The sequence below is a fragment of the Nocardia sp. PE-7 genome, assembly GCF_030486425.1.
In the GTDB taxonomy this organism is placed as follows: domain Bacteria; phylum Actinomycetota; class Actinomycetes; order Mycobacteriales; family Mycobacteriaceae; genus Nocardia; species Nocardia salmonicida_A.
The window spans coordinates 920,383-945,076 of the sequence record NZ_CP129614.1; the positions used below are offsets into that span (position 1 = coordinate 920,383).

Genomic DNA, 24,694 nt, shown 5'->3' on the forward strand with positions numbered 1-24,694 from the left:
GCGGGTTCGGAGTCAATGTGCGTTGAAAAGGATTGGGAATGATCGGCGAGACTTTCGACGACTATGTAGACGAACTGGGGACTATCCGGATTCCCGGCGATCAGACCTTGATCGACTTCGTCGACAAACACAGCGAGGCCAACGGGGACGACCTGGCCTACCGCTTCATCGACTACTCCACCGAACGTGAGGGGGAATACCAGGAACTGACCTGGCGCGAATTCGGCGTGCGGCTGCGCGCGGTGGCCGCGCGACTGCAGCAGGTGACAAAACCCGGTGACCGGGTGGCGGTGCTGGCGCCGCAGGGGCTGGACTACGTCGTCGCGCTGTTCGCGGCGGTGTACGCGGGGAATGTGGCTGTGCCACTGTTCGATCCGGAGGAGCAGGGCCACAGCGACCGGCTGCATGCCGTCCTCGGCGACTGCGAACCCGCCGCGGTGCTCACCGTCGGCAGCGCGGCCGCGGGGGTGCGCAACTTCTTCCGCGAACAGCCCGCCGCGCAACGGCCGAGAATCATCGCGGTCGAGGCGATTCCCGACACCGTCGGCACGCGTTGGCGCAGGCCGGATATCAATATCGACAGCGTGGCCTACCTGCAGTACACCTCGGGATCCACTCGGGTGCCCGCCGGTGTCGAGATCACCCACCGCTCGGTGGGGACCAACCTGCTGCAGATGATCGATGCCATCGGGATCACGGAGAACGCGCGCGGGGTCACCTGGCTGCCGCTGTTCCACGACATGGGGTTGCTCACGGTGATCCTGCCGACCATCGGCGGCAAGTTCATCACCATCATGTCGCCGAGCGCGTTCGTGCGCAGGCCCGCGCGCTGGATCAAGGAACTGGCCGCACAGGCCGACGGCGCCGAAATCTATTCTGCGGCACCGAATTTCGCCTTCGAACATGCGGCGATGCGCGGGTTGCCCAAGGGTGATGAGAGCCTCGACCTGTCGAATGTGATCGGCCTGATCAACGGCAGTGAGCCCGTGTCGGTGGCCTCTATGCGCAAGTTCAACGAGGCCTTCGCGCCGTACGGGCTGTCCAAGACCGCGATCAAGCCGTGCTACGGGATGGCCGAGGCAACGCTGTTCGTCTCGGCGACCAAGCGCGATGACGAGGCGCGGGTGGTCTATGTCGATCGTGGCCAGCTGAACGACGGCCGGATGGTGGAGTGCGACGAGCATGCCCCGAACGCGGTGGCGCAGGTGTCGTGTGGACACGTCGCGCGGTCGCAGTGGGCGGTGATCGTCGATCCCGCTACCGGGATCGAGCGCCGCGACGGCGAGGTCGGCGAGATCTGGTTGCACGGTGACAATATGGGCATCGGGTACTGGGGGCGGCCGGAGGAGACCGAGGAAACCTTCCACAACCGGGTGATCGCGCGCATGCCGGTCGGTAGTCGCGCCGAGGGTGCGCCCGATGACGCGAAGTGGATGCGGACCGGCGACTACGGCGCCTATCACGGCGGCGAGCTGTTCATCACCGGTCGCGTGAAGGATTTGGTGATCGTCGACGGGCGCAACCACTATCCGCAGGATCTCGAGTACTCGGCGCAGGAAGCCAGTACCGCCCTGCGGCCCGGATTCATCGCGGCCTTCTCGGTGCAGGCTGGCCAACTGCCCGCGCCGGTGCTCGAGGCCGGGACCGTGTCCGATCCGGCGGCGGAGCAATTGGTGATCGTCGCCGAAAGAGGCACGGGCGCGGCGAAACTCGAGCCGGGGCCGATCACGGACGCGGTGCGTGCGGCCATCGCGCGCAGGCACGGGGTGATGGTGCGGGATCTGTTGCTGGTGCCCGCGGGGTCGATTCCGCGGACGTCGAGCGGCAAGATCGCCCGACGAGCCTGCAAGGCCGCGTATCTGGACGGCACGCTGCGCGGTGGATACCGGCAGCAGGCATATCCGGACGCGCCGGAGGATTGAGAACCGTTCGGCCACTGGACATTCCGGTGGCCGAACGTGTCACCGGGCAACTCAGTTGACGCAGGGGATGGTGCTGTCGATATTGGTGGACAGCGGTTTCCCCGCGTCGGGCAGCGGCGTCGATCCAGATGTCGTGGTGGTCGGGGCCGTGGTCGTCGATGTGGAGGGGCTCAGCTCGGTGGGCAGGGTGAAGTCGGCGCCGAGGGCGATCCGGACCCGCCCGTCCTCCACCGACGGCGACGCGGACACCGGTAGTCCACCGAGGAGTTCCGCCAGTGCGCGAGCGTCGTCTTCGGCGCCGAGGCCGTAGGTGATGGCCGAATACGGACCGTCGCTCGAGTCACCGTTGCCGAGCACGCCCGCACCGTAGCCGCGGGTTGTCAGTGCGGCCGAGAGCGCCGCGGCCTGACCGTTCGCCGAGCCCACATTGTGCACATCCACCACGCTCGTCGGAATCGCGGCCGCGGTCGAGGTTTTCGGTACTTCCTGGCCGAAAGCGGCCCGGACCTCGCGTTTGATCGCGGCCGGGTCGACAATGTTCACGTCCTGACCGTCGATCACGTCGTAGCGCAGCACCGGCAGCGTGTGGAACTCCACCGGCACCGACCCGGCGGCGCCGAGGTCGCGGGCGAAGTCGAACAGATTCCAGCCGTCGGAGAGCACCACATCGCGGTGCGCCACATCCATCAGCGCCGAGAGCTTGCTCAGGTTGGTGAGCGTTCCCGAGTCTTTGAGCGACTTGGCGACCGAGGTGAGAAACGCCTGCTGGCGGTGGGTGCGATCGAGGTCGCCGTTGAGCAGACCGTGGCGTTGACGAACGAACGCGAGGGCCTGCGAACCGTTGAGATGCTGTCTGCCTGCGGGGAAGACCGCACCGGAGAACTCGCTGTCGTCGACGGCGTGGTTGAGGCAGACGTCGACGCCGTCGACCGCGGTGGCCAGGTCGTAGAAGCCCGCGAGGGAGATCTCGGCGAACCGGTCGATCGGCACGCCGACGAGATTGCGGACGGTGGTGACGATGGACGCGCGTCCGGCCTCGCGGCCGCGACGCTCCAGCACCACCGGATCCTTCTCGCCCTGCTCGATCAACTTCGCCTGCACCGCGGCCTTTTTCAGGCCGTACGCCTCTTTGATCTTGATCTGCTGGTACCCGGGGATACCGGTCACCGCAACGTAGTCGTCGCGCGGGATGGAGAAGGCGACGACCTTGCTCACGTCGGCCGGAATGTGGAGCAGGATCAGCGAATTCGCGTTGTAGCCGCCCTCGGTGCCGTCACCGGCGTGCAACTGGTCGAGAATCTCCTTCGGTAGGTCGTTGCCGTTGAGGTCTTTGCGGGTGTCCAAGCCGATCAACAGGATGTTGACGGCGCCGCCGCCCGAACGCGGAGCATCCTCACCGATCGCGGTGGAATGGGTGAAGCCGGAATCGAAGTCCTGCTTGGCCGACCAGGCGAGGCCGGTGCCCGCGAGCACGGCCAGCGCGGTCGTCGCCACGAGCATCCTGGTCAGGATCAATCCGGCGCGGCGGGCGCGCCCACGCCGGGGCGCGCGGTGGTCGGCGATGCGACTGCCGACGCGCTGTGGCCCGCGCCTCGTCGGTTCGCGGGGCGCCCCCACCGGGAATGCGTTGTCCCCGTTCACCGCAGTGCGCTGCCTGCCTGCCACTGTTCCCACGGCACACTCCAGTCGCCGTTCTGCCACACCTCGAGCGGGGCGCCGCCGGTGTTCCTGATGTCGACCACGTCGCCGGGTCGGGAGAAATCGTAGAACCAGCGCGCGTTCTCGCCGCTGAGATTGAGACAGCCATGTGAGACGTTGGTGTTGCCCTGCGCCCAGATTGTGTCGTCGAGTTGGTGCAGGTAGATGCCGTCGGTGCTGATCCTGGTCGCCCAGCCGATGGACTCCTTGTAGCCGAGCCGCGAGTTCACCGGCAGGCCGTAGGTGGAGGAATCCATGATCACCGGGTTCGCCTTGTCCATCACGGTGTAGACCCCCGGCTGGGTCCAGAAGGTGATGGTCTTGCCCGCGACGGTCTGGCTGCCGCCCATGCCCAGTGAGGTCGGCATCGTCTTGATCAGCGTGCCGTTCTCGTACACCTGCACCTGCTTGTCGTTGTCGTCGACGATCGAGACGTGCGAGGGGCCGATGGTGAAGCTGGTCCTGGTGTCTTCCTGGCCGTAGAGACCGCCGCCGAGGTCCTTGCCGTAGATGTCGGCGGCGAGTGTGACTTTCGTTCCCGGCGCGTAGTAGTTCGCGGGGCGCCAATGGGCGTTGCGATTGTCGAGCCAGTACCAGGAGCCGGTGACGGGCGGGTCGGTGGTGACCGACAGGTACTTCTCTGCCGTCGCGCGATCGGGCACGTCCTCGTCGAAGTGCGCGACGACGACGGTGCCGACGCCGAAGGTGCTCGCCGGGGAGAGTTCTGTACCGCCGGTGGTTCGGAAATAGACCTTGGTCTGGTTGTTGGGCGCCAAGGTGGTGAACGACGAGGTGATCGGCCCGACCCGGCCGGTGACGGTGACCGCCTCGGCCGTGACCGTGTAGGTGTGGCCGTAGCCGAGCGGTTCCGACGGCTTCCAGGCCGACTGGTCGGGGGTGAGGATGCCCTCGACCGCGCCGCCCTGCTCGTTGGTCATCGTGACCGCGGTGAGTTGCCCGTCGCTGGTGCTGACCCGGACCGGAGCGAGCGGATCGAACTCGGTCGCGCCGTCGACCGGCGCGACCGAGATCGCCGGTGGCGGTGGGGCGGCGGATTCGGGCTCGGAGTCGGTGGGCGAGCTACCGCAGGCCGCGACCAGCACCATGAGCGCGGCGGCGAGGCCTGCGCGAAAACGTCGTCCTGACATGCGCTCTCCTGTGCTCGGCGCCGCTCAGCTCCGCAGCTGACCTCGACCCCGATCTCTCCTCACTGGGCGACCCGGCCGCGTGCGGCCGGCGGGCGTGAAGCGATAGCGCCAACCAGCGTAGCTCCGTTCACCACGGGCGGGTCAGTCCTCGCTGGTGGCGCGTTCGCCGAGAAACCGGAGCAGGGCCGGATCGGTGGAGGTGAAGCGGTCTACTTCCTGTCCGCCGGTGCATTCGTAGAGGGCGATGGTCACCGCGTCCGGTCGGCGCCCGACGACCCGCCAGATCGCGCCGGAATCCTGCCAGCGGAGAAGGGTTTCGACAGGGTCGGCGCTCACCCGATCCACCGTAATGCGCCGCGAAGGCGGACGGGTTGTCGCTCAGGTTCGTTCGCGGTAATTCGCGGCCACGAGCGCGAGACAGCATGCGGCGATCGCGGCGGTGACCAGGTACATGGCGGGGTAGCCGAAACCGAGGCTGCTGTGCAGGGCCGACAGGACCGCGGGCACGCCGAAGCCGAGGTAGCTCACCGAGTAGAAAACGGCGTTGAGGCCGGCCAGATCGCCGGGGCCCGCGATGCGTTCGATCTGCTGGAGGCCGGCGACGAGACCGATGCCGTAGCCGCTGCCGAGCACGACGGCGGTCAGCAGCGTCACCCAGATGCTCAGGGTGGCCGCGGTCCACGCGGCCAGGACCATGCCCGTGGTGAGCAGTACCAGCGCGATCACCCCGGCGCGTGCGGTGCCGGGGCGGTCGATGCGTCGCGCCGCCGATTGGATGGTGAATCCGCAGCCGAGCGTCACCATGGTGACCAGGGCGGAGAAGGCGATCGGGGCCTGCTGCACGCGAGGCAACATCAGGGTCGGCAGGACGGCGTAGGCCGTGGCGTTGGCGGTGAACAACCACAGCGCGATCGGCACCGCCACGCGCAGGAATCGTCGGTGCCCGGCGGCGGGGATCTTCAGGTCGTCGCGCAGCCTGCCCGGGCTCGCTCGGCGGGTCACGGTCTCCGGTGTCCGGGCCACCCAGAAGGCGGTCGCGACGCAGAGCGCCGCGTTCACGAGGTAGGCGGTCGAATCCGGCAGCGGACCCCACTGCGCCAGGGTTCCCGCCACACCCGCGCCGAGGGCGAAGCCTGCGGTCAGGCTCATCGCGGATCGGCGGGCCCCTTTGCCCGTGGCGGCCGCGGCGAACGGCGGTTGCGACAGTTCCTTGAGCCAGCTGCCGCCGACCGCCATCGCCAGTCCGAGCGCGACACCGCACAGCATCCGCCCGGCAGCCAGCATCGGCACCGAGGCCGCGCCCGCCGCGAGCAGCAGCGAACCGGCCGCGGCGATCAGCGGTGCGGGCAGCATCAGCGGGCGGCGGCCGAACCTGTCCGAGAGCGGGCCGCCGATGAGCAGGGCGGGCACGATGCCGAGGACGTAGTAGAACAGCAGCAGGTCGACCGCGGTCAGTGCGAGACCGTGGGCCTTGTACATCACCAGCAGCGGTGTGAACTCGTTGCCGCCCCACGCGATCGCCACCATGGCGGCGGACACGCCGAGCCAGGCGCGGCTGACGGAGACAGCACTGGGCCGCTCGGTGGTGAGAATCGCCATCACAGGCCCTTTCTGTTGTGCGCGCACCGGACTTCATGGATGTGGCGGCTACTCCCGCCACCCGCGCATGGGCGAAATGGTGGCAACCGGTCTCATTTTAAGGGCGGCCGGTCGCTGTATTACCGTCGGCCTGTGCGTGAGCTGCGGATGGGGTGTGCGATGTGGACTCATCCGCAGTGGCAGCAGCGGATGCCCGCCACGGGGGAGCGGTTGCGCGCTTACGCCGGGCACTGCGGTGCGGTCGAGGGCAACACCACGTTCTACGCGACGCCGTCCGCGTCCACCGTCGAGTCGTGGGCCCGCCAGACCGCACCCGATTTCCGGTTCGTGCTCAAACCGCCGAGGGCGGTGACGCACGAGCGCAGGCTCGTCGACGCCGGTGCCGACCTCGGCGCGTTTCTCGATGTGATGGCGCCGCTCGGGCCACGGGTACACGCGCTGTGGATCCAGTTGCCCGCGTCGTTCGGACCGACCGATCTGGGCGCGCTCGCCCGCTTCCAGCGGGAGCTGCCCGGTGGGCTGCGGTGTGCCGTGGAGGTGCGTCATCCGGCGTTCTTCGACGACGAGCGGGCCGCGGTGCAGCTGGAACGGGTGCTCGGGCGAATCGGGGCCGAATGGGTGCCGTTCGATACGACGGTCCTGTTCGACGGTCCGCCCGGCGACCCGTCCGAATACGAGGCGAGGGCGAAGAAGCCGCGGGTGCCGCGCCGGATGCGGGCGCTGACCGAGTTCCCGATCGTGCGCTACCACGGCCGCGCCGACGCCGAACGCACCGTAGCGGGCTGGCAGCCGTGGATCGAGACCGTCGCCGGATGGCTGCGCGAAGGTCGCTCGCCCACGGTCTTCGTGCACACTCCCGACAACGCCGCCGCCCGTGGATTGGCCCGCCGCTTCCACGACGAGGTCCGCGCGATCGTCCCCGAGTTGCCCGAGCAGCCCGTCCCCGAGCCCGATGAGCCGATGACGCTCTTCTGACCGATTTCGCGAACACTTGTCGTACCCCCGTGTCATGCTGTGCGCCACCGCTGGGGAGTGGGTGGGCGAACTCGAAGGGGACGAGTATGTCGACGGATGGAGTGTTGTTGTCGCCCGCGCCGCACTGCGAGCCGCAGCTGGAGGGCGGGGCCGTGGTACATCGGTCGGAGACTGTGAATGTTGGTGGGCCTCAACCGGTCAGGGGATCGTTGCGGCGCAGGCCGACAGGGGGCACACCGGCCGGTATCCGCAGGGCAGTGCGGGCCTCGTGCCCGCAGGGCGCGCCGCCCGCCGCCGGACCGTCCACGAGTGCGAAGCGATTCACCGAGCAGGTCTTGCGGCTGCTGCTCGAGGTCGTCGATCGGCGCAGATCGTCCACGCATCTGCGCGCGTTCACCGACGCGAAGGCGCTGGCGGCCATCAATACGATGCTCGCGCAGGATTCGGTTCCCGACCGGAATCTCGGGACCGCCACCTTGACTCGCGTCCATCTGACCCCGGTGGAGGGCGATGCCGCCGAAGTCTTCGCGTCGTACCAACGCGGCCCGCGGACCTTGGCTATCGCGGGTCGCATCGAATCTTCCAAGGACAGTTGGCGATTGGTCGCGGTGCGCATGTTCTGACGGTGTCGCACGCGGCCGAGATGGCAGTCGCCGACACCTCGAGCCGGAGCGCCGCTACTCCGATCGTGGCGTGTTCCGGCTCGGTTGTGCCCCACCGTTTTCCGGGGTGTCGCCGTCGAGTCCGTCGGGCAGCCGCCGAGCTCCGCTGGCCACCTCGGCGATGAGATCGTCGTAGCCACAGGCCAATTCGTGCAGGCGTAGCTGCGCGGCGTGCAGTTCGGCTTCGGCGCCGTAGGCCAGCGCGCGGTAGGTGAGCGCGGCGAAATGAGCCATGCGGTCGACGACGGCCCCGATGCTCTCGGTGTGCATCGGCGCCGACGTCGCCGGAGTGGGGGAGCGCAGGACGACCCAGCGGTCGATCTCGCAGACCAGACGCGCACGCGCCCAATCGATGTCGCTGGTATCACCGGGTATCTGTTGTTCGCGGCGTTCGTGCAGGGTGGCGAGTTCGTGTGCGGCGGCCAGGACGGCATCACCGTCACCGGCGACCCCGCAGACCGCCTGCATCATCTGTGTTCGGTCCGGCAGTACCGGTTCCGGTCCGGGTCGTCCCGTCGAACCGCTGCCGTCCGTGTCCACTGTCGCCGCACCGTCCTCGCCGTCGGATCTGTACCGCTTGTCGAAGGACATTCGTCTCGGCGGGGACGACGGATAGGTCACGAAATGACCCCTCAACAGCGAAAACCGGCCGCGAACAACTGTTCGCGGCCGGTCGGGATCATCTATCGAGCTGGTGTATCACAGGCTCCGGGCGATGATTTCCTTCATGATCTCGTTGGTGCCCGCGTAGATGAGCTGGACGCGGTTGTCGACCCACATGCGTGCGATCGGGTACTCGTTCATGTAGCCGTAGCCACCGAACAACTGCAGACAGGTGTCGGCGATCTGCATCGCCTTGTCGGTGGTCCACCACTTCGCCATGGCGACGGTCGGGATGTCGAGCTCGCCGCGCAGGTGCTTCTCGACGCAGTCGTCGATGAACACGCGCGCGATCCGCGCCTCGGTGGCGACCTCGGCCAGCTTGAACTTGGTGTTCTGGAAACCGAACACCGCGCGGCCGAACGCCTCGCGCTCCTTGGTGTAGCGCAGCGTGTGATCGAGGGCCACCTCCATGCCCGCGACCGCGCCCATCGACACGATCAGGCGCTCCTGGGGCAGCTGCTGCATCAGCTGGATGAAGCCCTGACCCTCCTGGGTGCCGAGCAGGTTGGTGACCGGGACGCGCACGTCCTCGAAGAACAGCTCGGAGGTGTCCTGGCCCTTCTGGCCGATCTTGTCGAGCACGCGGCCGCGACGGAAACCCTCGCGGTCGGCCTCGACCAGCACCAGCGAGACGCCTGCCGCGCCCTGGGTGGGGTCGGTCTTGGCGACCAGGATGATCAGGTCGGCCTGCGCGCCGTTGGTGATGAAGGTCTTGGAGCCGTTGATGACGTACTCGTCGCCGTCGCGGATCGCCTTGGCCTTGACCGCCTGCAGGTCGGATCCGGTGCCGGGTTCGGTCATCGCGATGGCGCCGACGACCTCGCCGCTGGCCATCTTGGGCAGCCAGTGCTTCTTCTGCTCCTCGGTGCCGTAGGCGAGGAGGTAGTGGGCCACGATGCCGTTGTGCAGGCTGATGCCCCAGGAGGTGTCCACCGCGCGGGCCTGCTCCTCCATGAGCACGGCCTCGTGCGCGAAGGTGCCGCCACCGCCGCCGTACTCCTCCGGGATCGAGATGCACAGCAGGCCCACTTCGCCTGCCTTGTTCCACAGGTCGCGGTCGACGTGGTGCTGCTCGCGGTACTTGTCGATATTGGGGACCAGTTCCTTGGCCATGAACGCACGGGTCATGTCACGCAGGGCGTCCAGGTCCTCGTTCATCCAGCTGGACCGATTGGCGGCCATCGAGTCTCCTTGTTCGGCTCGGTACAGCACCGGTCCAGGCGTGACCGGTGGTTACGGACACCAGTGTGCCGCAGTATTGGCGTAGTGACAATAGCACCGGCGAAATGGCCTCTCACCAGCGGATCATGGGCAGCGGTGAGAGGGGATGGATGAGTGCGCGCCGTACCGTGAGCTCCACCAGCTTGAAGTGGAAGCCGCTGTCGGGGTAGCGCCGCATCAGCGCGGAGTAGGCCGCGTAGGGCAGGCCGTAGCGGCGCGCGCCGAACGTGACGTCGATCAGATCGGCCCGCCGGAACAGCTCGACCGGGTCGGTGGCCTTGCCCGCCGAGCGCACGCGATGGTGGTCGCGGATCATCTCGGCGACGAGCTCGGCGATGTCCTCGCGGTTGTGCGCGATCAGCCAGTCGCCCGCCAGCGCGCACGACGGTTCGAGATAGTCGAACGTGGCAGCCGCCCAGATGCCGAGATCGTGGAAGGTCGCCGCGGTGCGGAACTCCTCGCGCGCACTCGGTGGCGGCCCCGGCTCGCCGCTGCGGGCGAACAGCAGGTCGGCTGAGCGGAGTACCCGGAGCACGTGATGGAAGTAGGCCTTGCGGTCGGCGCCGAGCCGTCCGGTCCACGGTTCGAGCCGTTCGGCGATCGCTCGGTCGAGTTCGCTTGTGTGCTGGGTCAATTCGCTTCTCCGGAGTCGATCTCACGGGCGTGCGCGAACCCCCCGGCACCCCCGACCCAACCCTAGGTGCCCATGGTTCGCGACGTCCGAGGAAACAAAGTTTCACCCGGACGGGCGACGGTCGGAGCATGCGTGGCCGCCACGGCCCACGGGGCGCTGATCCGGTCGGGTCGGGTGGTCGGCGCGCAACGGTCGGGCACCGAACCGCTGGAAACTCCGGCTCCGGCGGCGGCGGGGGATTATCTTCTCAGATCCGGCCACCGGCCGAAATTGTTGGGCGTGTCGCGCGCGGCGCGCCGTGTACGGGCAGCCGTGTGGGAGCATCGGTTTCGCGCTCGAGGGTATATCGACTAAGAATGGCCTGTGCCGTTCACACCTGTGGTCACCTGCCTGCCTTCGCGCGCCCGGGGCGGTGGTCTGGCATGACGATCGAGTCCGGTCTCGAGGACGACGTCAGCCAGCTCGCCCAGCGAGTCGAACGCGCCCGGGGTCGCCTCGCCTACCAATTCGATCCGGCCCTCACCGACGCGCTCTCCGAAGACGAGCTGCGCGCCGAACGTGAACTCGCCGAACGCATCCGTGAACAGGATCGCGAGCAGCGCTGGAAGCACACCCAGGCGATGGCGTCCGCATCGGACCGCAGCCGACAGACCACCGAAGCGATCGAGAAGGCCGACATGCGAGATCTGCTGCTCGCCAGGAAGGCGATGGCGTCCCAGCGTCGCGAATCGAGCCCCCACGCGAAGCTCGCCTCGCTGTATCGGCACCGGTCGTGGTCGCTGAAGGCATTGGCGGGCGTCGTGGGCGCGGGCATGCTGTGGTCGGCGGTGAACGTGCAGCAGAACATCGCGCCTGGTGGGCCGAGTGATCCGCTGTTCTGGTTCAGCTATCTGCTCGAGGCGATGATCAGCGTGTGTCTGATCATCATCATGGTCGGCACGAACAAGGTCGCCGAGTGGGGCGTGATCGACAACCGGCGCCAGGTCGCGCTCGCCGAGCTGTCGCTGCTCGGCCTCACCGTCACCCTCAACACCTATCCCTACGTGCGTGACGGGCGGTGGTACGACGTCGCCGTGCACGCGGTCGCGCCGGTGATGATCGGTGTCGCGCTCCTGATCCACGACGCGGTCAGCGCCCGCTACGGCTTGGCCATCACACGCGCGACCAGCCAGGTCAGGGACCTGCCCGACCCAGCCGACAACCTCCTCGGCCGCCAGGCCACCGAAGGCGTCCGCCTCACCTACACCCCGCCGATGACGGGCATGGCTCGGGCGGAAGCGATCGCCGCCGCCGAAACGGCCGCCGCCGCGACCACCCCTGTCAGCCGCGAACCCGCGTGGACGCCCACCGAGCCGATCACCAACGGCAACGGCCGCCCGGAGAAGCGCAAGCGCTTCGGCATCGGCAAACCGTCCTCCGCCGACAAGGCCACCGCCAAGAAATCCGCCGCCGCGCCCGTCGTGGCACCGGAGCCCCCCAAGGAACCGGTCAAGCCGGAGCCGGCCACCGACTCGGTCCCCGCCGCCCGCAAGAGCGCCATCTCCGATATCGAGGCGCGCGTCGAAAAGGCGTTCGCCGAAGCCAATTTCGGCTACGAGGCGATCGAGCCGACCAGCATCTACGACACCGGCCAGTTCCGGATCGCGGAGAGCCTGGAACAGGAACTCAACGACATGCGTGAAGCCCGCCGCCAGGCCCGCAAGGAGCGCGCGAACTAGCAGACAAGACGAAAGGCCGATACCCGCGACTGAGCGGGTATCGGCCTTTCGCTCTGTGCGGGGTCAGCCGAAGATGCTGCCGCCGGTTCCTGCCTGCTGGCCGCCGCCGGTGCCGCCGACGAGCCCGCCCGGCGGCAGTTCGGAGGGTTGGACGATGACGAAGCCGCGGCCCGAGAAGGCCAGGGTGCTCGCCTCGCCGGTGCTGCGGCCCATCAGCCGGCCGAGGCCGAAGGAGTCGTTGCGCTTGATGCCGGTTTGCAAGCTCGACGACCATGCCACGGCGGCGTTGGGGTCGGCGTAGGTGGCCTGGTCGACGGTGAGGACGACGGGGCTGCCGTGGGTGGTGATGGCGATGCGGCCGCGTCCGGTGAAGACGCAGTTGAACAGGCCCGCGTTGGAGGCGTAGCCCGCGGCGCCCTGGACCCGGCCGATGTCGTAGCGCAGCGTGGAGTCGAAGGCGAGCACGTTGGCGCCGTTGATGGTGAGGCCGTCGGTGCCGTCGAGGTCGATGATGTGCACGTCGGCGGCGCTGTTGGCCAGGAACAGATCGCCGCGGCCGCTCACCTTCATCAGCGGTACGCCTTCGCCGGTGAGGTGCTGACGGATGGCGCGGCCGATGCCGCCGGAGCCGAGCGCTTCGAATTTCAGGTCACCCTGGTAGGCCACCATCGATCCGGACCGCGCCATCACCTCCCCGTTCATGCCGACCTTGACCATCTTGCCGCCCTGCTTCTGGATTCCGAGGCCGTTGACCTCGGCATGCGAGGGGTCGAACAGATCGCTGTGCACGGGCTGTGCTCCTTGCTGAGAAGAGAACGAGGGTTGCTGCTGTGGCGCGGGTGGCGGGGCGAACGGGGCCGGTTGGCCCGGAGCGCCGTGACCGGGGTAGGGAGGTGGGGGAGTGGTCGGCTGCGCGAACTGTCCCTGCTGAACGGGGTTGCCCTGGGTGTAGGTCGGCGCAGGAGCGGCGGGGTGGCCAGGTGGCTGACTCGGCGGTGTCGGTGCACTCTGTGGGGCTGCAACGTCGGGCTCGTCGTCGAGATTCACGCCGAAAGCCGAAGCGATCCCGGCCAATCCGTCGTCGTAGCCCTGCCCGATCGCCCGAACCTTCCACGCCCCGTTGCGCCGGTAGATCTCCACGCACACCACACCGCTCTCGGTGGTGAGCCCTGAGATCGGGAAAGTCAGTGCGGTGGAGCCGGATTCGATAGTGGCGGTCAGGGCGCCGACCGCGGCGAAGGTCGTGGGCCCGCGACCGTCGAGACTCGCGGTGACCACCACCTTGTCCACGTCGGCGGGCAGCGCCGAGGTCTGCACGCCCACCACGTCGGGCCCACCATTGCCGTGCCGGTACACCACGCCGGGTCCGGTGGGCTGATTGAAGAAGACGAAGTCGGCGTCGGAGCGAACTTTGCCCGCGCTGTTCACCAGTAGCGCGGACACGTCGACCGACGCCGAACTCGCCACGGTGACGGTCAGTTGATCACCGGGCGCGGGCCGGTTCTCGCCGGGAGCCAGCGCGGTCACGACACAGCACCCGAAGGGCGGGCGATTCGTAGGTGTTCCACGAGTTCGATAGTGCCGTGTATGCCGTCACCGCGCCAGCAGCGACCTGTCAGTGCGGCTGTTCGCCGCCGCGCCCCAGCGGTATCTCCAGGTGCACCGTCTGGAAACCGTCGTGCGGGCCCCGCGCGTCGTGCACGATGTGGCCGAAGGTCGACCAGAACTCCAGCGCACCGGGCGTCCTGGTGTCGGTGTGCAGGTACAGCCGCTCGAAACCCGGGGTGGCGCGAACGTGCTCGACCGCCGTGGTCACCAGGCGGGTGGCAAGGCCGCGTCGGTGGTGCTCCGGCCGCACGTAGACCCGGAACAGTTGCGCGGTCGTCTCGTCGGGGTAGCGGCGCGCGAGCTCGGCCGGATGCGGCGGATGGGCGGGTCCCTGCGCCCGGATCGCGGTGGTGCCGACGATCACGCCCTCGTGCTCGGCCACCCACAGCCGATGTCGCGGATGCCGCAGGTAGGCGGTGTCCGGGTCGATCACGTCCTGGTGGTACTCAGGCAGATAGCCGATCCCGAAGACCTGGTAGAAGGTGTCGAGCATGACGCTGCGTGCGCCGGGAAGGTCCGCGGCGCTCGCCTGGCGGATGAGGTAGCCGGTGGTGGTGGTCATCGGAGCTGTGTCAGTTCGCGGTCGAGCACTTCCAGACCCTCGACGGCGACCGGCCCCGGTCCGGTGTAACCGAAGGGCGCCACGATGATCCGGTTCTCGCGGATCGCGCGCAGCCCGGCCAGTTCGGGGCGTTGGCGCAGGGCGGTGCGCACCGAGTCGGGGGTCTGGTCGCCCTGGGTGAGCAGGATGATCACCTCGGGGTTCGCGGCGATGAGGGTTTCGGTGTTGGCTTCGAAATTGCGCTTGTCGATCTGGCCGTAGACATTGCCGAGGCCGAGGATCGCCATCTGTTCGTGGACGGTGCTCTTGGCGCCGTAGGCCTTGAGCTGGGCGCCGTCGCGCGACAGGATCAGTGCCGCGGCGGGGCGGGGAGTCGTTGCGCCGCTGTGGCGTTCGGTCACGGCCTGTACCCGCTTCTTCAGCGTGGCGACCTCGGCATCGGCCGCGTCGGCCGTGCCGAAGAGCTTTCCGTAGAGGGTGATGTCGGCGAAGACGTCCTCGAAGGTGCCTGCCGCGTCACGGCAGTAGCCACGGGTGACGATCAGCGGGATGTTCACCTGGGCGAGGTCGTCGGGGGTCACCGAGAGCCCTTCGACGCTCACGACCAGGTCGGGGGATCGGCTGATGATCTCCTCGCGAGCGAGTTCAGCTGTGGGCGCGGTGATTTCGATGTTCTTCAGCGCGTCGCCGTACTGGCCGGGAAACGCCGCGGCTTCGAAGGTGCGGGTGACGATGCGGTCGGCGGCGCCCGCGGCCGCGATCAGCGGTGCGGCGATGGAGCCGACCGTGACGACGCGCTGTGGCGCTGCGGTGAACGTGACGTCGCGGCCACAGCTCGAGATCGTCAGGGGAAAGCCGCTTTCGGTTGACGTGGTAACGGGAGCCGGTGTGCCGCAACCGGTAACGATCGCACTGGTGAGAAGGGCGAGTACGGGGATCGCGGAACGGCGCGCGGAGATGACACGAGTGAACACGGTGATCGATATTCCTAATCAATGGTGGGGAAGGATCGGACGAGCGGAATTCAGGACGCCCCGGTCGCCTGGAAGCGGCGGATCAGGACGAGCAGCAGTGGTGCGCCGACGGCGGCGGTGACGATGCCGATGGGCAGTTCGCGGGGCGCGAAGACGGTGCGGGCCGCCACGTCGGCCACGACCAGGAACAGTGCCCCGATCAGCGCGCTGACCACCAGCAGGTGCCGATGGGTTCCGCCGGTGCACAGCCGGGCCACATGCGGCACGATCAGCCCGACGAAACCGATCGCCCCCGCGACGGCGACCACCGCGCCGACCGCGAGCGCCACGATCAGCAGCGCCCACAGCCGAATCCGGTTCGGTGCGATGCCGAGCGTGCGCGCGGTGTCATCGCCTGCGGCCAATGCGTCCAGGCGAGGAGCCATCAGCAGCACCGCGAGCAGCGACACCGCGACGACGGCCACGGTCGTGGCCACCGAGGACCAGGCGGCGGGCGCGAGCGACCCGAGCAGCCAGAACAGCACGGTGCGTGCGCCTTCGGGCCGGTCGGAGGCGAAGATCAGGAAGCTGGTGGCGGCCGAGAAGATGTAGCCGATGGTGACCCCGCCGAGCAACAGTCGCAGCGAGGTGAGCTGCCCGTTGATGCGCGAGATCACGAACAACAGCGCGGTGGCGATCAGTGCGCCGGCGAACGCGCTCGCCGCCAGCGCGGTCGCTGTGGTCGCCGCCGCGACCCCGAACAGCAGGTACACGGCGGCACCGGTGGACGCGCCGGAGGTGACGCCGAGGATGTGGGGGTCGGCGAGCACATTGCGCACGATGGTCTGCAGGACCGCGCCGGTGATCGCCAGTGCGGCGCCGACGAGCGCGCCGAGCAGTACGCGCGGCACCCGCACCAGCCAGACGATCGAGTCCTGTGCGGCGCTCCAATCGACGGTCACCGGGTGACCGACGGTGTGGTGCCCGATGATCCGCGCCACCGTGCCCGGTGGGACCGCGACCGGCCCGAGCCCGGCCGCGACCACCAGCGTGAGGGCCAATGCGACGGTCAGTCCCGTGGTCAGCAGCAATGTCCGGGCCCGGTGACGGGCATGGTCGAGGTCGTCGACGGCCGGGTCGGCCACCAGGGTCGTCGCGGTCATCGCGTGGCCGCCTCTCTCGTATCGGCCGTGGGGGAACCGGCGCTCGGGGTGGGAGGGTCGTGCTCGGGCCCACGGTCGGCTTCCTCGTCGGTCGCCGGGCCGAAGAGCAGTTGGACGGCGCCGAAGGCGGAGGTTCGGCGGACCGGGATCTGGTAGACGGGTTCGAGGACCTGCGGGGTCAGGACCTCGTCGACGGTTCCCGCGGCGGCGATTCGACCCTGGTCGAGCAGGACGAGGTGGTCGCAGTAGCGGGCGGCCAGGTTCAATTCGTGCAGCACCACGACGGTGGTGGTCGTGGTGAGACCGCGGACCAGGGTGAGCAATTCGTGTTGGTAGCGGATGTCGAGGTGGTTGGTCGGTTCGTCGAGGAGCAGGTGGTCGGCCTGCTGGGCCAGCGCTCTGGCGATCAGGACGCGCTGACGTTCGCCGCCGGACAGTGTCGCGAAACGACGCTCGGCCAGCGCCCGCGCTCCCACGTGCTCGAGCGCGGCCGCGGCGGCGATCCGGTCGGCCCGCGAATACCCTTGGAACGCGCCGACCCACGGCGATCTGCCGAGCAGCACTGTCTCGGCCACGGTGATCGGCGTGTCCGGCGGAGCCTCCTGCGCGACGACGGCGAGTCGGCTCGCGAGTTCGCGCCCGCGCAACTGTCGCACCGGCGTCGAGTCGATGACCACGGAGCCGCCCGCCGGTCGAAGTGCCCGATACATCAGCCGCAACAGGGTGGACTTGCCCGATCCGTTGGGCCCGATCAACCCGAGCGTGCTGCCGGATTCGACTCGGAAGCTGATGTCGTCGAGGGTGATTCGGCCGTCGTAGGTGAACTGGATCTTCTCGACGGTGATCATCGCGGCGTGCTCTCTGTTCGGGGAACGGCAGGCAGGTGTGGATGGTCGACAGCGGGAACGCGCTGGGCGCCGGGTCGCCACGAGTGGTGCACCGTGACCGAACACGCGAACTCGGCGCAGATCTGTCGCGCCGCGAGGACTTGCTCGCGCAGCCGTAGATCGTTGTCGGCGAGCAGGATTCCGGTGGTCGTGCCGCTGTGGGCCACGACGACGCCGGCCGCGCCGATCGCGCGCGCCGCCTGGATCGTCGCGTCCAGATGCGGCCGCGCACGCGAGATCGCGCTCAGTGCGGCGCTGCGAGTGGCCACCGCGCCGATGGCGGTGACGTCGCCGTGGCTGATCGCCGTGCCGAGTTCGGCGAGCAGCCGGTCGAATTCCCGCTTGTCGGCGCGGGTGAAACTCGGTTCGCACCGGTTGAATTCGACGGTGTCGACCGAACCGCCTTCGTCACCGGTGACGATCGTCAGCGCCGGGAGAGGACCCAGCCGGGCCAGCAACCGGACCTCACGATGGAAGTAGGCGACCGCGCCCTGGTACATGACACCGTCGGACGGTTCGATGGCGCGTAGGTCGGCTTCGAGTTCGCCGACGGGGACGGTGCGCCCCTCGGCGTCGGCCACCGCGCGGGCGGTGGCGACGAGATCGGCGGTGGAGCTCGCCAGTCCTTTGCCCTCGGGCAGTTCGCTGTGCAGGGTGAGCTGTCCTCCGCGCAGCACCCTGGACCGCGCCACCATCGCGCCGGCGAGACGCCGCGCCTTCGATTTCCCCTCCGGCACTACGGATATGCCGTCGCCTCCGGGTTCGAACACCGCCACCGTGCCGCGCCGAATGGGCAGCGTGACCAGGAAGTGCCGATCCTGTTCGGTGACGCCTTGCAGGAGCTCCCCGCAGCTGCCGTAGGAGCGTCCGACACCGATACTCGGCACGGCGAGATCACTCGTCATCGGTTTCAGCGCCTTTCGCGGGAGTGCGGACCGGCAGGGGTCCGGGCAGCAGGTTTCGCCGGTGTAGTCGCATCAGTGCGACGGCGGAGAGCAGACCGGCCGCCGCGCACAACAGCGCGGGCGGCCAGCTCAGTGGACCGCCGGTGCGGTCGAGCACCGCGCCGGTGGCCGAGGTGGCGACGACGGTGAACAGTCCGGACGCGAGGTAGAACGCGCCGAAATAGGTTCCGGTCAGCCGAGTTCCCGCGAAGCGACCGATCGCCTCGTTGACGAAGGGCTGGACCGCGGTCACGCCGATCGCGAGCAGCACGGCGGCCATCACTACGGGCGCGACTCGAATTACTGTGTCCGCCAAGCTGTTTCCTTCGAATGCGACGACGTCGGCCGCGGCAGGCGGCAGCAGGAATGCGGCGCCCATGATCGCCATCCCGAGTGCCATCGCGGGTCCGCGCTGTGGCCGGCGCGACAACACCGTGGTGACCCGAACCTGTAGTGCGACCACGGCGATCGTCTCGACTACGAACAACGCGGCCACCGCGGCGGGACCGTGACCGGGCCCGGCACTGTCCTGCGCCTGGAGGGTGAACAGAAAATAGATCTGGCTCAGCAAAGCGAACATCGGCATCAGCGCGAGGGTGAACGCCCAGAACCGGCGATCGGTGAACACCGTCGCGAAGTCGGCGCCGACCCCACCCTCGTGCGCGGGCACCGGTCGCGCGGGCAGCAGCAACCATTGCACCACGGCCAGTACCGCGAAGATCGCGGCGGCGACCAGGGCCGATATCCGGAACCCGGCGGCGATCAACACCGTGCCGAGCACCGGTCCGATCGCGGAGCCCGCATTGCCGAAGACATTGAACAGCGCGAACGCCTGCGCCGAGTGCGCACCGCTGTCCCTGGCGATGAAAGCGCGGACCGCCGGATTGAACAGTGCCCCGGCGAAACCCGTGAGCACCGAGGCCGCCAGCACCACCGGCAGCGAACCGCCGACGGCGAACAACGCGAAGCCGAGCGCCCTGATCGCCAGGCCGACCATGATGACGCCGCGTGCACCGAGCCGGTCGGCGGCCGAACCGCCCACGAGGAACAGGCCCTGCTGGCTGAGGTTGCGCACCCCGAGCACGATGCCGACGACAGCTGCCGACAGCGCGAGGTCGTCGAGCAGGTAGTCGGCCAGAAACGGCACGAGCAGGTAGAAACCGATATGGCCGACGAAGTGATTCACCAGCAGCAGCCGCACCGCGCCGGGTAGTGCGCGGAAGGTGTCGAGGCCGTTCATCCGGAGATCCCTGGTAGCGATGCCGTGGTCGCGCGGGCGCGAGCCGACTCGGTGGTGAGCGTCATGCGCTGACCTCGGCCGGGTCACGGACGATCGAACATCGGCCCCAGCCGACCACCTCGGCGCTGTCGGGGGTGGCGATGGCGGTGGGTTCGGTGGTGGGCGGTCGGAAGAGGTCGTTGGTTCGACACCAGTCGTCGTCGTAGATGGTGCGCAGGTAGCGGTGTGGACCGTCGGGGAACACCGTCAGTACCCGCGCGTCCGGTTCGCGCTCGGCCGCCCAGCCCGCGACCAGCGCGGCGGCGCCGGTGCTCCAGCCGCCCGCGATGCCGGTCGAGGCCGCGAGCCGACGACACGACGCGACCGCTTCGGCGGCGTCGACCCAGTGCACCTCGTCGAAGTCGGCGTAGGCGACATTGCGCGGCAGGATGCTGCTGCCGAGCCCGCGCATGAGTCGGCGCCGGTCGGGTTGGCCGAAGATCCGGGAACCGACGGCGTCGACCCCGATCACCCGCAGCCGAGGCCATCGGGTTCGCAGTACGCGGGCGAGTCCGGCGCAGTGCCCACCGGAACCGATCGAGGCGACCAGCACGTCGACGGCGTCGACCTGGGCGAGGATCTCCTCGCCCATCGCCTGATAGCCGCCCGCGTTGTCGGGGTTGTCGTACTGGTCGGGCCAGTACGCGCCCGGTGTGGCGGCGAGGAGCTCGGCCAGCCGATCCAGCCTGGCCTGCTGCCAGCCGCCGGTCGGGTGGGGTTCGGTGACCACGTCGAGCGGGATCCCGAAGGCCGAGAACAGCGCGCGGAGATCGGGTTCCAGTTCGTTGTCGACCACCAGCACCACCGGATGGCCCAGCGCCTTGCAGGCCAGCGCGAGCCCGAGTCCCAGCGTGCCGCTGGTGGATTCGATGATCGTCGCGCCCGGTGCGAGGTCGCCTCTGGCCGTCGCTGCACCCAACATCGATACCGCCGCGCGGGCTTTCATGCCCGCGATGCTCGCCGCTTCGAGTTTCGCGGTGTACCAGGTGTTTCCGGATGCGATGGGCACGGCGGGCGTACCGCCGATCAGCTGCAGGAGCGCGGGCTGTGGTGGGGTCATGACAGCTCTCGGTAGGTGACGATGGTGCTCGGCCCGCCGTCGAGGGAGAAGAACGGGTAGGGCTCGGCCGAGACCGCGTGCACGCCCGCGCCGAGGAACCAGGGCAGCACCGCGCTGCCGGTCTGCGCGAACAACACCAGCGGCAGGCCGCGCAGCTTCGCCACGGCGCGGAAATCATCGAATGTCTCGTTACCCAAGGACATTCCGGTGACCAGGAGCGCGTCGTAGTCCGACGGAGCCCGGTCGACCGACTCGAACACCGGCTCACCCCATTCGGTGACGCCACCGGCGAGGTCGCACGGCAGGTACCCGATCGCGCGCGCCCGCAATTCGGCGAGCAGCGAACCGACCACACCGACGACCAGCACCCGGGATACCCCGGCCGGCAGCAGATCCACCACGGCGGCGGCCCGGCGACGCGACTTCGTCAACGAGGTCGGCCCGTCGATCAGCACCGGTGCGCCGTCCACCCCGCCCGCGTAGGGATGCGGACGGACATGCATCAGATAGGCGTCGAGCGCCGCGATCCGGACCGCGGGCACCGGATGGTCGAGCAGTTCCGCGATGGTCGCCGCGACGCAGCTGTCGACCAGATCGTCGGTGGCCGTGCCGGGTTCGAGCCCACACGAGCCCACCGCCGCGCCGATCCGCAGACTCAGCACCTCGTTGCGGTATCCGGTGGTGCGGCCCGCGTGCCGGGTGCCGTAAGTGGTGCGAAACGCCGTCGAGGCGCGCAGGGTGGTCGGCTCGGGCCCGAGTCGGCCCCTGCGTGCCCAGGTGGTGAGTTCGGCGACGGATTCGGGGCGAAGGGCGGAACCGATCATCGCGCGCCCTCGAGTTCGAAGCGCAGATCGGCGATCAAACGCTGCGCGAGATCACCAGTGGAGCTGTGCGTTTCGTCCACGACCATGACGTGGCCCAGGTAGGTGTTGTTGTCGGTGGCGGGGCGGACCTCGGTGCCGGGCTCCGCCAGCTTCTGCTCCACGATTCTGGTGTCGGCCGCCCAGCTCTGCGCGCCGTCCACCCCGGTCAGCAGCCCGCTGCGGGTGGGCACGGCGAAGGCGACGGCGGCGCTGGCGATGCCGGTGTCTCGTGGCGTGACGTCGGGCTTTCCGCCCGCGACAGCGTCGGCGTGCACCGCGGTGAGGTCGACTCCGGTGACTCGTCGCACCAGTTCGGTGATGCGGTTGCCCGCGGGCCTGGGGTTCACCTCGATCAGGCGGGGGCCTTGTGCGCCGAGTTTGATCTCGGTGTGCGCGACGGTCGCGTCGAGACCGAGTGCGGTGACCGCCGCGACGGCCAGGTCGGCCACGGCGGTCGTGTCGGCGCGGGACAGCGCGGCGGGGAACATGTGACCCGACTCGATGAAGGCGGGGGCGCCGGTGATCTGTTTGTCGGTCACCCCGATCACGGTCGTCTGCCCGGCGACGGTTACCGTCTCCACGCTGAATTCCGGTCCGTCCACACATTCTTCGAGCAGGATGTGTGGTGAGCGGAGTTGTCCTCTGGCGTTGACCGGGAATCCGGCGACAGCGTCGACGGCGGCGCGCAGTTCGATGTCGTTGTCGACCCGGCGGACGAACATCCCGCCGCACAGGTCGACCGGCTTCACCACCAGCGGATAGCCGAGTTCGGTTGCGGCGCGCAGGATCTCGTCCCATTCCCGCGCGACGGCGAAGGCGGGGCCCGCGACACCGGCGGCCCGGCAGATCTGCCTGGTCCGGTACTTGTCGCACGCGTCGGCCACCGCTGTGCGCCCCGGACCCGGCAACCCCAGATCGGCGGCGATCGCGGCGACGGTCGGCAGGTAGTAGTCGCACGAGGTGAGCACGCCGTCGAAACCGAAGGCCTGCTGCAGTTTTCGCACATAGGGCAGCAGGGTCGACTCGTCGTTGGTCTCGGCGGTGAAGACGTTGACCGCACCGAGCAGTGGGTGGGGGACCGGGGTCCCGGCCCGCAGATAGTGCCCGAGATCTCGTGTCAGGAGGCTGAATTCGTGTCCGCTGTTCTTGATTCCCGCCGGGAGCAGGGTGCTCATCGAGCCCACCCAGCTCTCCACCATCAACAGGTGTCCCACATGTCCTCCAAGCTCGAGCAAGATGCTAATGATAACCATTATCGTTAGATTTGCGATAGTCGAGCGACGTGGTCAGGGGAATCTCGTTACCGCTGCAAAGGGCCGCCTGCTCGGATTACGCTGCGGGTATGAGCTCTGCCGTGCACGGATTCACCGACGATGCCCTCGGAACGCTGGACGCGGTCGGTGTCGCCGCGGCGTTGCGGGAGGGGCAGGTGAGTCGGGCGGAGGTGATCGACGCCGCGATCGCCAGGACCCGGCGGGTCGATCCGAGTCTGGACGCCGTGCAGATGACCTGTTTCGAGCGCGCCGCGTCGACCCCGGAAACCGCGGGCGTGTTCGCGGGCGTGCCCGCGTTCGTCAAGGACAACACCGATATCGCGGGCCTGCCGAGTTGCCACGGCTCGGCCGCGTTCACCCCGCACCCGGCCACGGTGACCAGCGGCCCCGGAGCGCAGTTCCTGCATTCGGGCGTGATCGTGCTCGGTAAGTCGACACTGCCGGAGTTCGGCCTCACCGCGAGTACCGAGTTCACCCATCGCGCGCCGACCCGCAATCCGTGGAATCCGGAGTACTCGGCGGGCGCGTCCTCGGGCGGCTCGGCGGCCCTCGTCGCGGCGGGCGTGGTGCCGATCGCGCATGCCAACGACGGTGGCGGCTCCATCCGCATCCCCGCCGCGGCCAACGGTCTCGTCGGCCTGAAGACCACCCGCAATCGCCTGCTCGACCAGCCGGGCGCCCGCAAACTGCCGGTGCACCTGGTTGCCGAGGGCGTGCTCACCCGCTCGGTCCGCGACACCGCGCACTACCTGGCCGCCGTCGAACGATTCGACCCGCATTCCAGCCTGACGCCGGTCGGGCTGGTCGAGGGGCCGAGTACGCGACGGTTGCGGATCGGTCTGATCACCGCCGATATCCTCGGCCGCCCGGTGCACGCCGACAACGGCGTGATCCTGGCATCCGCGGCCAAGGTGCTCGAAGGCCTCGGCCACGAGATCGTCGAGATGCGCCTCGACGTGGATCCGCGCTTCGTCGAGGACTTCAAGCAGTACTGGGCGGTGATGGCCGCGGCGATGGCGCTGTCGTTCCGGCTCGGGCATCGCGGGCACTTCGATCCGCGCAAACTCGACCCGTTCACCACCGGTCTGATCGGGCTGGCCAAGCGCAATCCGCTCGGTGTGGTCGCGTCGACGTGGCGGTTGCGCGGGGGCGTCGCCGCCTACGACAAGCATTTCGCCGACATCGACGTGATGCTCACCCCGGTGCTTTCCCATCCCGCGCCGCGCATCGGCGAACTCGCGCCCGGCCAGCCGTTCGACGCGCTGTTCACCAAACTCGCCGACTACGTGGGCTTCACCCCGCTCAACAATGTCGGTGGGGGACCCGGCATTTCGCTGCCGCACGGGCTACTGCCGAGCGGTCTGCCCGGCTCGATCCAGTTCGCCGCTCGTCGTGGTGACGAGCGGACCCTGCTGGACCTGGCTTACCAGCTGGAGGCGGCGAGCCCGTTTCCACGGATCGTCGATCGGGCCGCCGCCGCGGGTGCCGCCTGATCAGTTGTTGCGTACCGCGACATTGATCGGGCGCAGCCGTCCCGGGCTGTCGGTGCCCGCGTCGAATGCCCAGTGCTCGCCGTCCCAGCCGGGGTAATCGGCACGCCAACGATCGACGAGGCGCGCGTCTTCCAGCGAGGCGACGACGCCGGCCGAGCCGGTGTACTGCAGCCGCTCGTATTTGTGCCGGGTGACAGTGTCGACGGTGGATGAAGCGGTGGCTAGGACTGACATTGACCCTCCGGGATCGGGGCGAACGATGGCGTGACGAGTGCGCTACCCGAGCCGTCGGCCCGGGTGCTGCGGTGGCGCGTCACCGCTCGATCCGAGAGTATGCCGCTCGCCGTGTCACCGCGCAGGTTTTGAAA

23 protein-coding genes are annotated in these 24,694 nt (G+C 68.7%); 5 read left to right on the forward strand and 18 right to left on the reverse strand.

Annotated elements, in window-relative coordinates; genetic code table 11:
* Window positions 1–41 precede the first annotated feature (41 nt).
* Complete coding sequence (gene fadD32, locus QX204_RS04250; RefSeq protein WP_301907904.1) at window positions 42–1,922, forward strand: long-chain-fatty-acid--AMP ligase FadD32; 1,881 nt, start codon at window positions 42–44, stop codon at window positions 1,920–1,922.
* A gap of 51 nt (window positions 1,923–1,973) precedes the next feature.
* Here fadD32 and QX204_RS04255 read toward each other — a convergent pair whose 3' ends face one another.
* The 4 genes from QX204_RS04255 to QX204_RS04270 all read right to left on the reverse strand — a co-directional run bounded on the left by QX204_RS04255 (window position 1,974) and on the right by QX204_RS04270 (window position 6,367).
* The gene (locus tag QX204_RS04255) at window positions 1,974–3,596 is read right to left on the reverse strand and encodes an LCP family protein (protein WP_301905260.1); all 1,623 of its coding nucleotides are present in this window, start codon (window positions 3,594–3,596) and stop codon (window positions 1,974–1,976) included.
* The gene (locus QX204_RS04260) at window positions 3,560–4,768 is read right to left on the reverse strand and encodes a L,D-transpeptidase (RefSeq protein WP_301905261.1); all 1,209 of its coding nucleotides are present in this window, start codon (window positions 4,766–4,768) and stop codon (window positions 3,560–3,562) included. The genes QX204_RS04255 and QX204_RS04260 overlap by 37 nt, the downstream gene beginning before the upstream one ends.
* A gap of 141 nt (window positions 4,769–4,909) precedes the next feature.
* Window positions 4,910–5,104 (reverse strand): hypothetical protein, encoded by a 195-nt coding sequence (locus tag QX204_RS04265; RefSeq protein ID WP_174551936.1) that lies wholly within the window; start codon window positions 5,102–5,104, stop codon window positions 4,910–4,912.
* Between the two features lie 42 nt (window positions 5,105–5,146).
* Window positions 5,147–6,367 (reverse strand): MFS transporter, encoded by a 1,221-nt coding sequence (locus tag QX204_RS04270; protein WP_301905262.1) that lies wholly within the window; start codon window positions 6,365–6,367, stop codon window positions 5,147–5,149.
* A gap of 132 nt (window positions 6,368–6,499) precedes the next feature.
* Here QX204_RS04270 and QX204_RS04275 point away from each other — a divergent pair, with 132 nt between their 5' ends.
* The gene (locus QX204_RS04275) at window positions 6,500–7,342 is read left to right on the forward strand and encodes a DUF72 domain-containing protein (RefSeq protein ID WP_301905263.1); all 843 of its coding nucleotides are present in this window, start codon (window positions 6,500–6,502) and stop codon (window positions 7,340–7,342) included.
* A 257-nt stretch (window positions 7,343–7,599) separates the two neighbouring features.
* Window positions 7,600–7,965 carry an Rv3235 family protein gene (locus tag QX204_RS04280; RefSeq protein WP_301905264.1) on the forward strand — a complete coding sequence of 122 codons (366 nt, stop codon included), beginning with the start codon at window positions 7,600–7,602 and terminating at the stop codon, window positions 7,963–7,965.
* A 54-nt stretch (window positions 7,966–8,019) separates the two neighbouring features.
* On the opposite strand, the gene QX204_RS04285 is transcribed toward QX204_RS04280, so the two are convergent.
* From QX204_RS04285 to QX204_RS04295, 3 genes are all read right to left on the reverse strand, one after another.
* Entirely contained in the window at window positions 8,020–8,625 is a 606-nt protein-coding gene (locus QX204_RS04285; protein ID WP_301905265.1) for a DUF4254 domain-containing protein, read from the reverse strand.
* Between the two features lie 78 nt (window positions 8,626–8,703).
* Window positions 8,704–9,849, reverse strand: a complete 1,146-nt coding sequence (locus QX204_RS04290) for an acyl-CoA dehydrogenase family protein (protein WP_301905266.1) — start codon at window positions 9,847–9,849, stop codon at window positions 8,704–8,706.
* Window positions 9,850–9,961: 112 nt separating this feature from the next.
* Entirely contained in the window at window positions 9,962–10,522 is a 561-nt protein-coding gene (locus tag QX204_RS04295; RefSeq protein WP_301905267.1) for a hypothetical protein, read from the reverse strand.
* 422 nt (window positions 10,523–10,944) lie between these two features.
* On the opposite strand from QX204_RS04295, the gene QX204_RS04300 reads away from it, so the two are divergent.
* The gene (locus tag QX204_RS04300; RefSeq protein WP_301905268.1) at window positions 10,945–12,240 is read left to right on the forward strand and encodes a hypothetical protein; all 1,296 of its coding nucleotides are present in this window, start codon (window positions 10,945–10,947) and stop codon (window positions 12,238–12,240) included.
* A 63-nt stretch (window positions 12,241–12,303) separates the two neighbouring features.
* Here the strand turns inward: QX204_RS04300 and QX204_RS04305 are convergent, their stop codons facing one another.
* The 10 genes from QX204_RS04305 to QX204_RS04350 form a co-directional block, all read right to left on the reverse strand.
* Window positions 12,304–13,767, reverse strand: coding sequence for an AIM24 family protein (locus tag QX204_RS04305; RefSeq protein ID WP_301905269.1), 1,464 nt, complete (start codon window positions 13,765–13,767; stop codon window positions 12,304–12,306).
* Window positions 13,768–13,855: 88 nt separating this feature from the next.
* Window positions 13,856–14,410: a GNAT family N-acetyltransferase gene (locus QX204_RS04310; RefSeq protein WP_301905270.1), complete on the reverse strand. Its 555-nt coding sequence runs from the start codon at window positions 14,408–14,410 to the stop codon at window positions 13,856–13,858.
* Entirely contained in the window at window positions 14,407–15,384 is a 978-nt protein-coding gene (locus tag QX204_RS04315; protein ID WP_301905271.1) for an ABC transporter substrate-binding protein, read from the reverse strand. Before QX204_RS04315 ends, QX204_RS04310 begins: the two co-directional genes overlap by 4 nt.
* A 50-nt stretch (window positions 15,385–15,434) precedes the next feature.
* Window positions 15,435–16,526 carry a FecCD family ABC transporter permease gene (locus QX204_RS04320; RefSeq protein WP_301905272.1) on the reverse strand — a complete coding sequence of 364 codons (1,092 nt, stop codon included), beginning with the start codon at window positions 16,524–16,526 and terminating at the stop codon, window positions 15,435–15,437.
* Window positions 16,523–17,374: an ABC transporter ATP-binding protein gene (locus QX204_RS04325; RefSeq protein ID WP_301905273.1), complete on the reverse strand. Its 852-nt coding sequence runs from the start codon at window positions 17,372–17,374 to the stop codon at window positions 16,523–16,525. Before QX204_RS04325 ends, QX204_RS04320 begins: the two co-directional genes overlap by 4 nt.
* Window positions 17,371–18,318, reverse strand: a complete 948-nt coding sequence (locus QX204_RS04330; RefSeq protein WP_301905274.1) for a GHMP family kinase ATP-binding protein — start codon at window positions 18,316–18,318, stop codon at window positions 17,371–17,373. Before QX204_RS04330 ends, QX204_RS04325 begins: the two co-directional genes overlap by 4 nt.
* Window positions 18,308–19,597 carry an MFS transporter gene (locus QX204_RS04335; RefSeq protein ID WP_301905275.1) on the reverse strand — a complete coding sequence of 430 codons (1,290 nt, stop codon included), beginning with the start codon at window positions 19,595–19,597 and terminating at the stop codon, window positions 18,308–18,310. Before QX204_RS04335 ends, QX204_RS04330 begins: the two co-directional genes overlap by 11 nt.
* A 61-nt stretch (window positions 19,598–19,658) precedes the next feature.
* On the reverse strand, window positions 19,659–20,696 hold the full coding sequence (locus tag QX204_RS04340; RefSeq protein WP_301905276.1) for a pyridoxal-phosphate dependent enzyme: 1,038 nt from the start codon (window positions 20,694–20,696) through the stop codon (window positions 19,659–19,661).
* Window positions 20,693–21,520, reverse strand: coding sequence for a hypothetical protein (locus QX204_RS04345; RefSeq protein ID WP_301905277.1), 828 nt, complete (start codon window positions 21,518–21,520; stop codon window positions 20,693–20,695). Before QX204_RS04345 ends, QX204_RS04340 begins: the two co-directional genes overlap by 4 nt.
* Window positions 21,517–22,794: an ATP-grasp domain-containing protein gene (locus tag QX204_RS04350; RefSeq protein WP_301905278.1), complete on the reverse strand. Its 1,278-nt coding sequence runs from the start codon at window positions 22,792–22,794 to the stop codon at window positions 21,517–21,519. The genes QX204_RS04345 and QX204_RS04350 overlap by 4 nt, the downstream gene beginning before the upstream one ends.
* Window positions 22,795–22,901: 107 nt before the next feature.
* Here QX204_RS04350 and QX204_RS04355 point away from each other — a divergent pair, with 107 nt between their 5' ends.
* Window positions 22,902–24,326, forward strand: a complete 1,425-nt coding sequence (locus QX204_RS04355; RefSeq protein ID WP_301905279.1) for an amidase — start codon at window positions 22,902–22,904, stop codon at window positions 24,324–24,326.
* Here QX204_RS04355 and QX204_RS04360 read toward each other — a convergent pair whose 3' ends face one another.
* A complete protein-coding gene (locus tag QX204_RS04360; protein ID WP_056821736.1) occupies window positions 24,327–24,560 on the reverse strand; it encodes a hypothetical protein in 234 nt (77 codons plus the stop codon).
* Window positions 24,561–24,694: the final 134 nt, after the last annotated feature.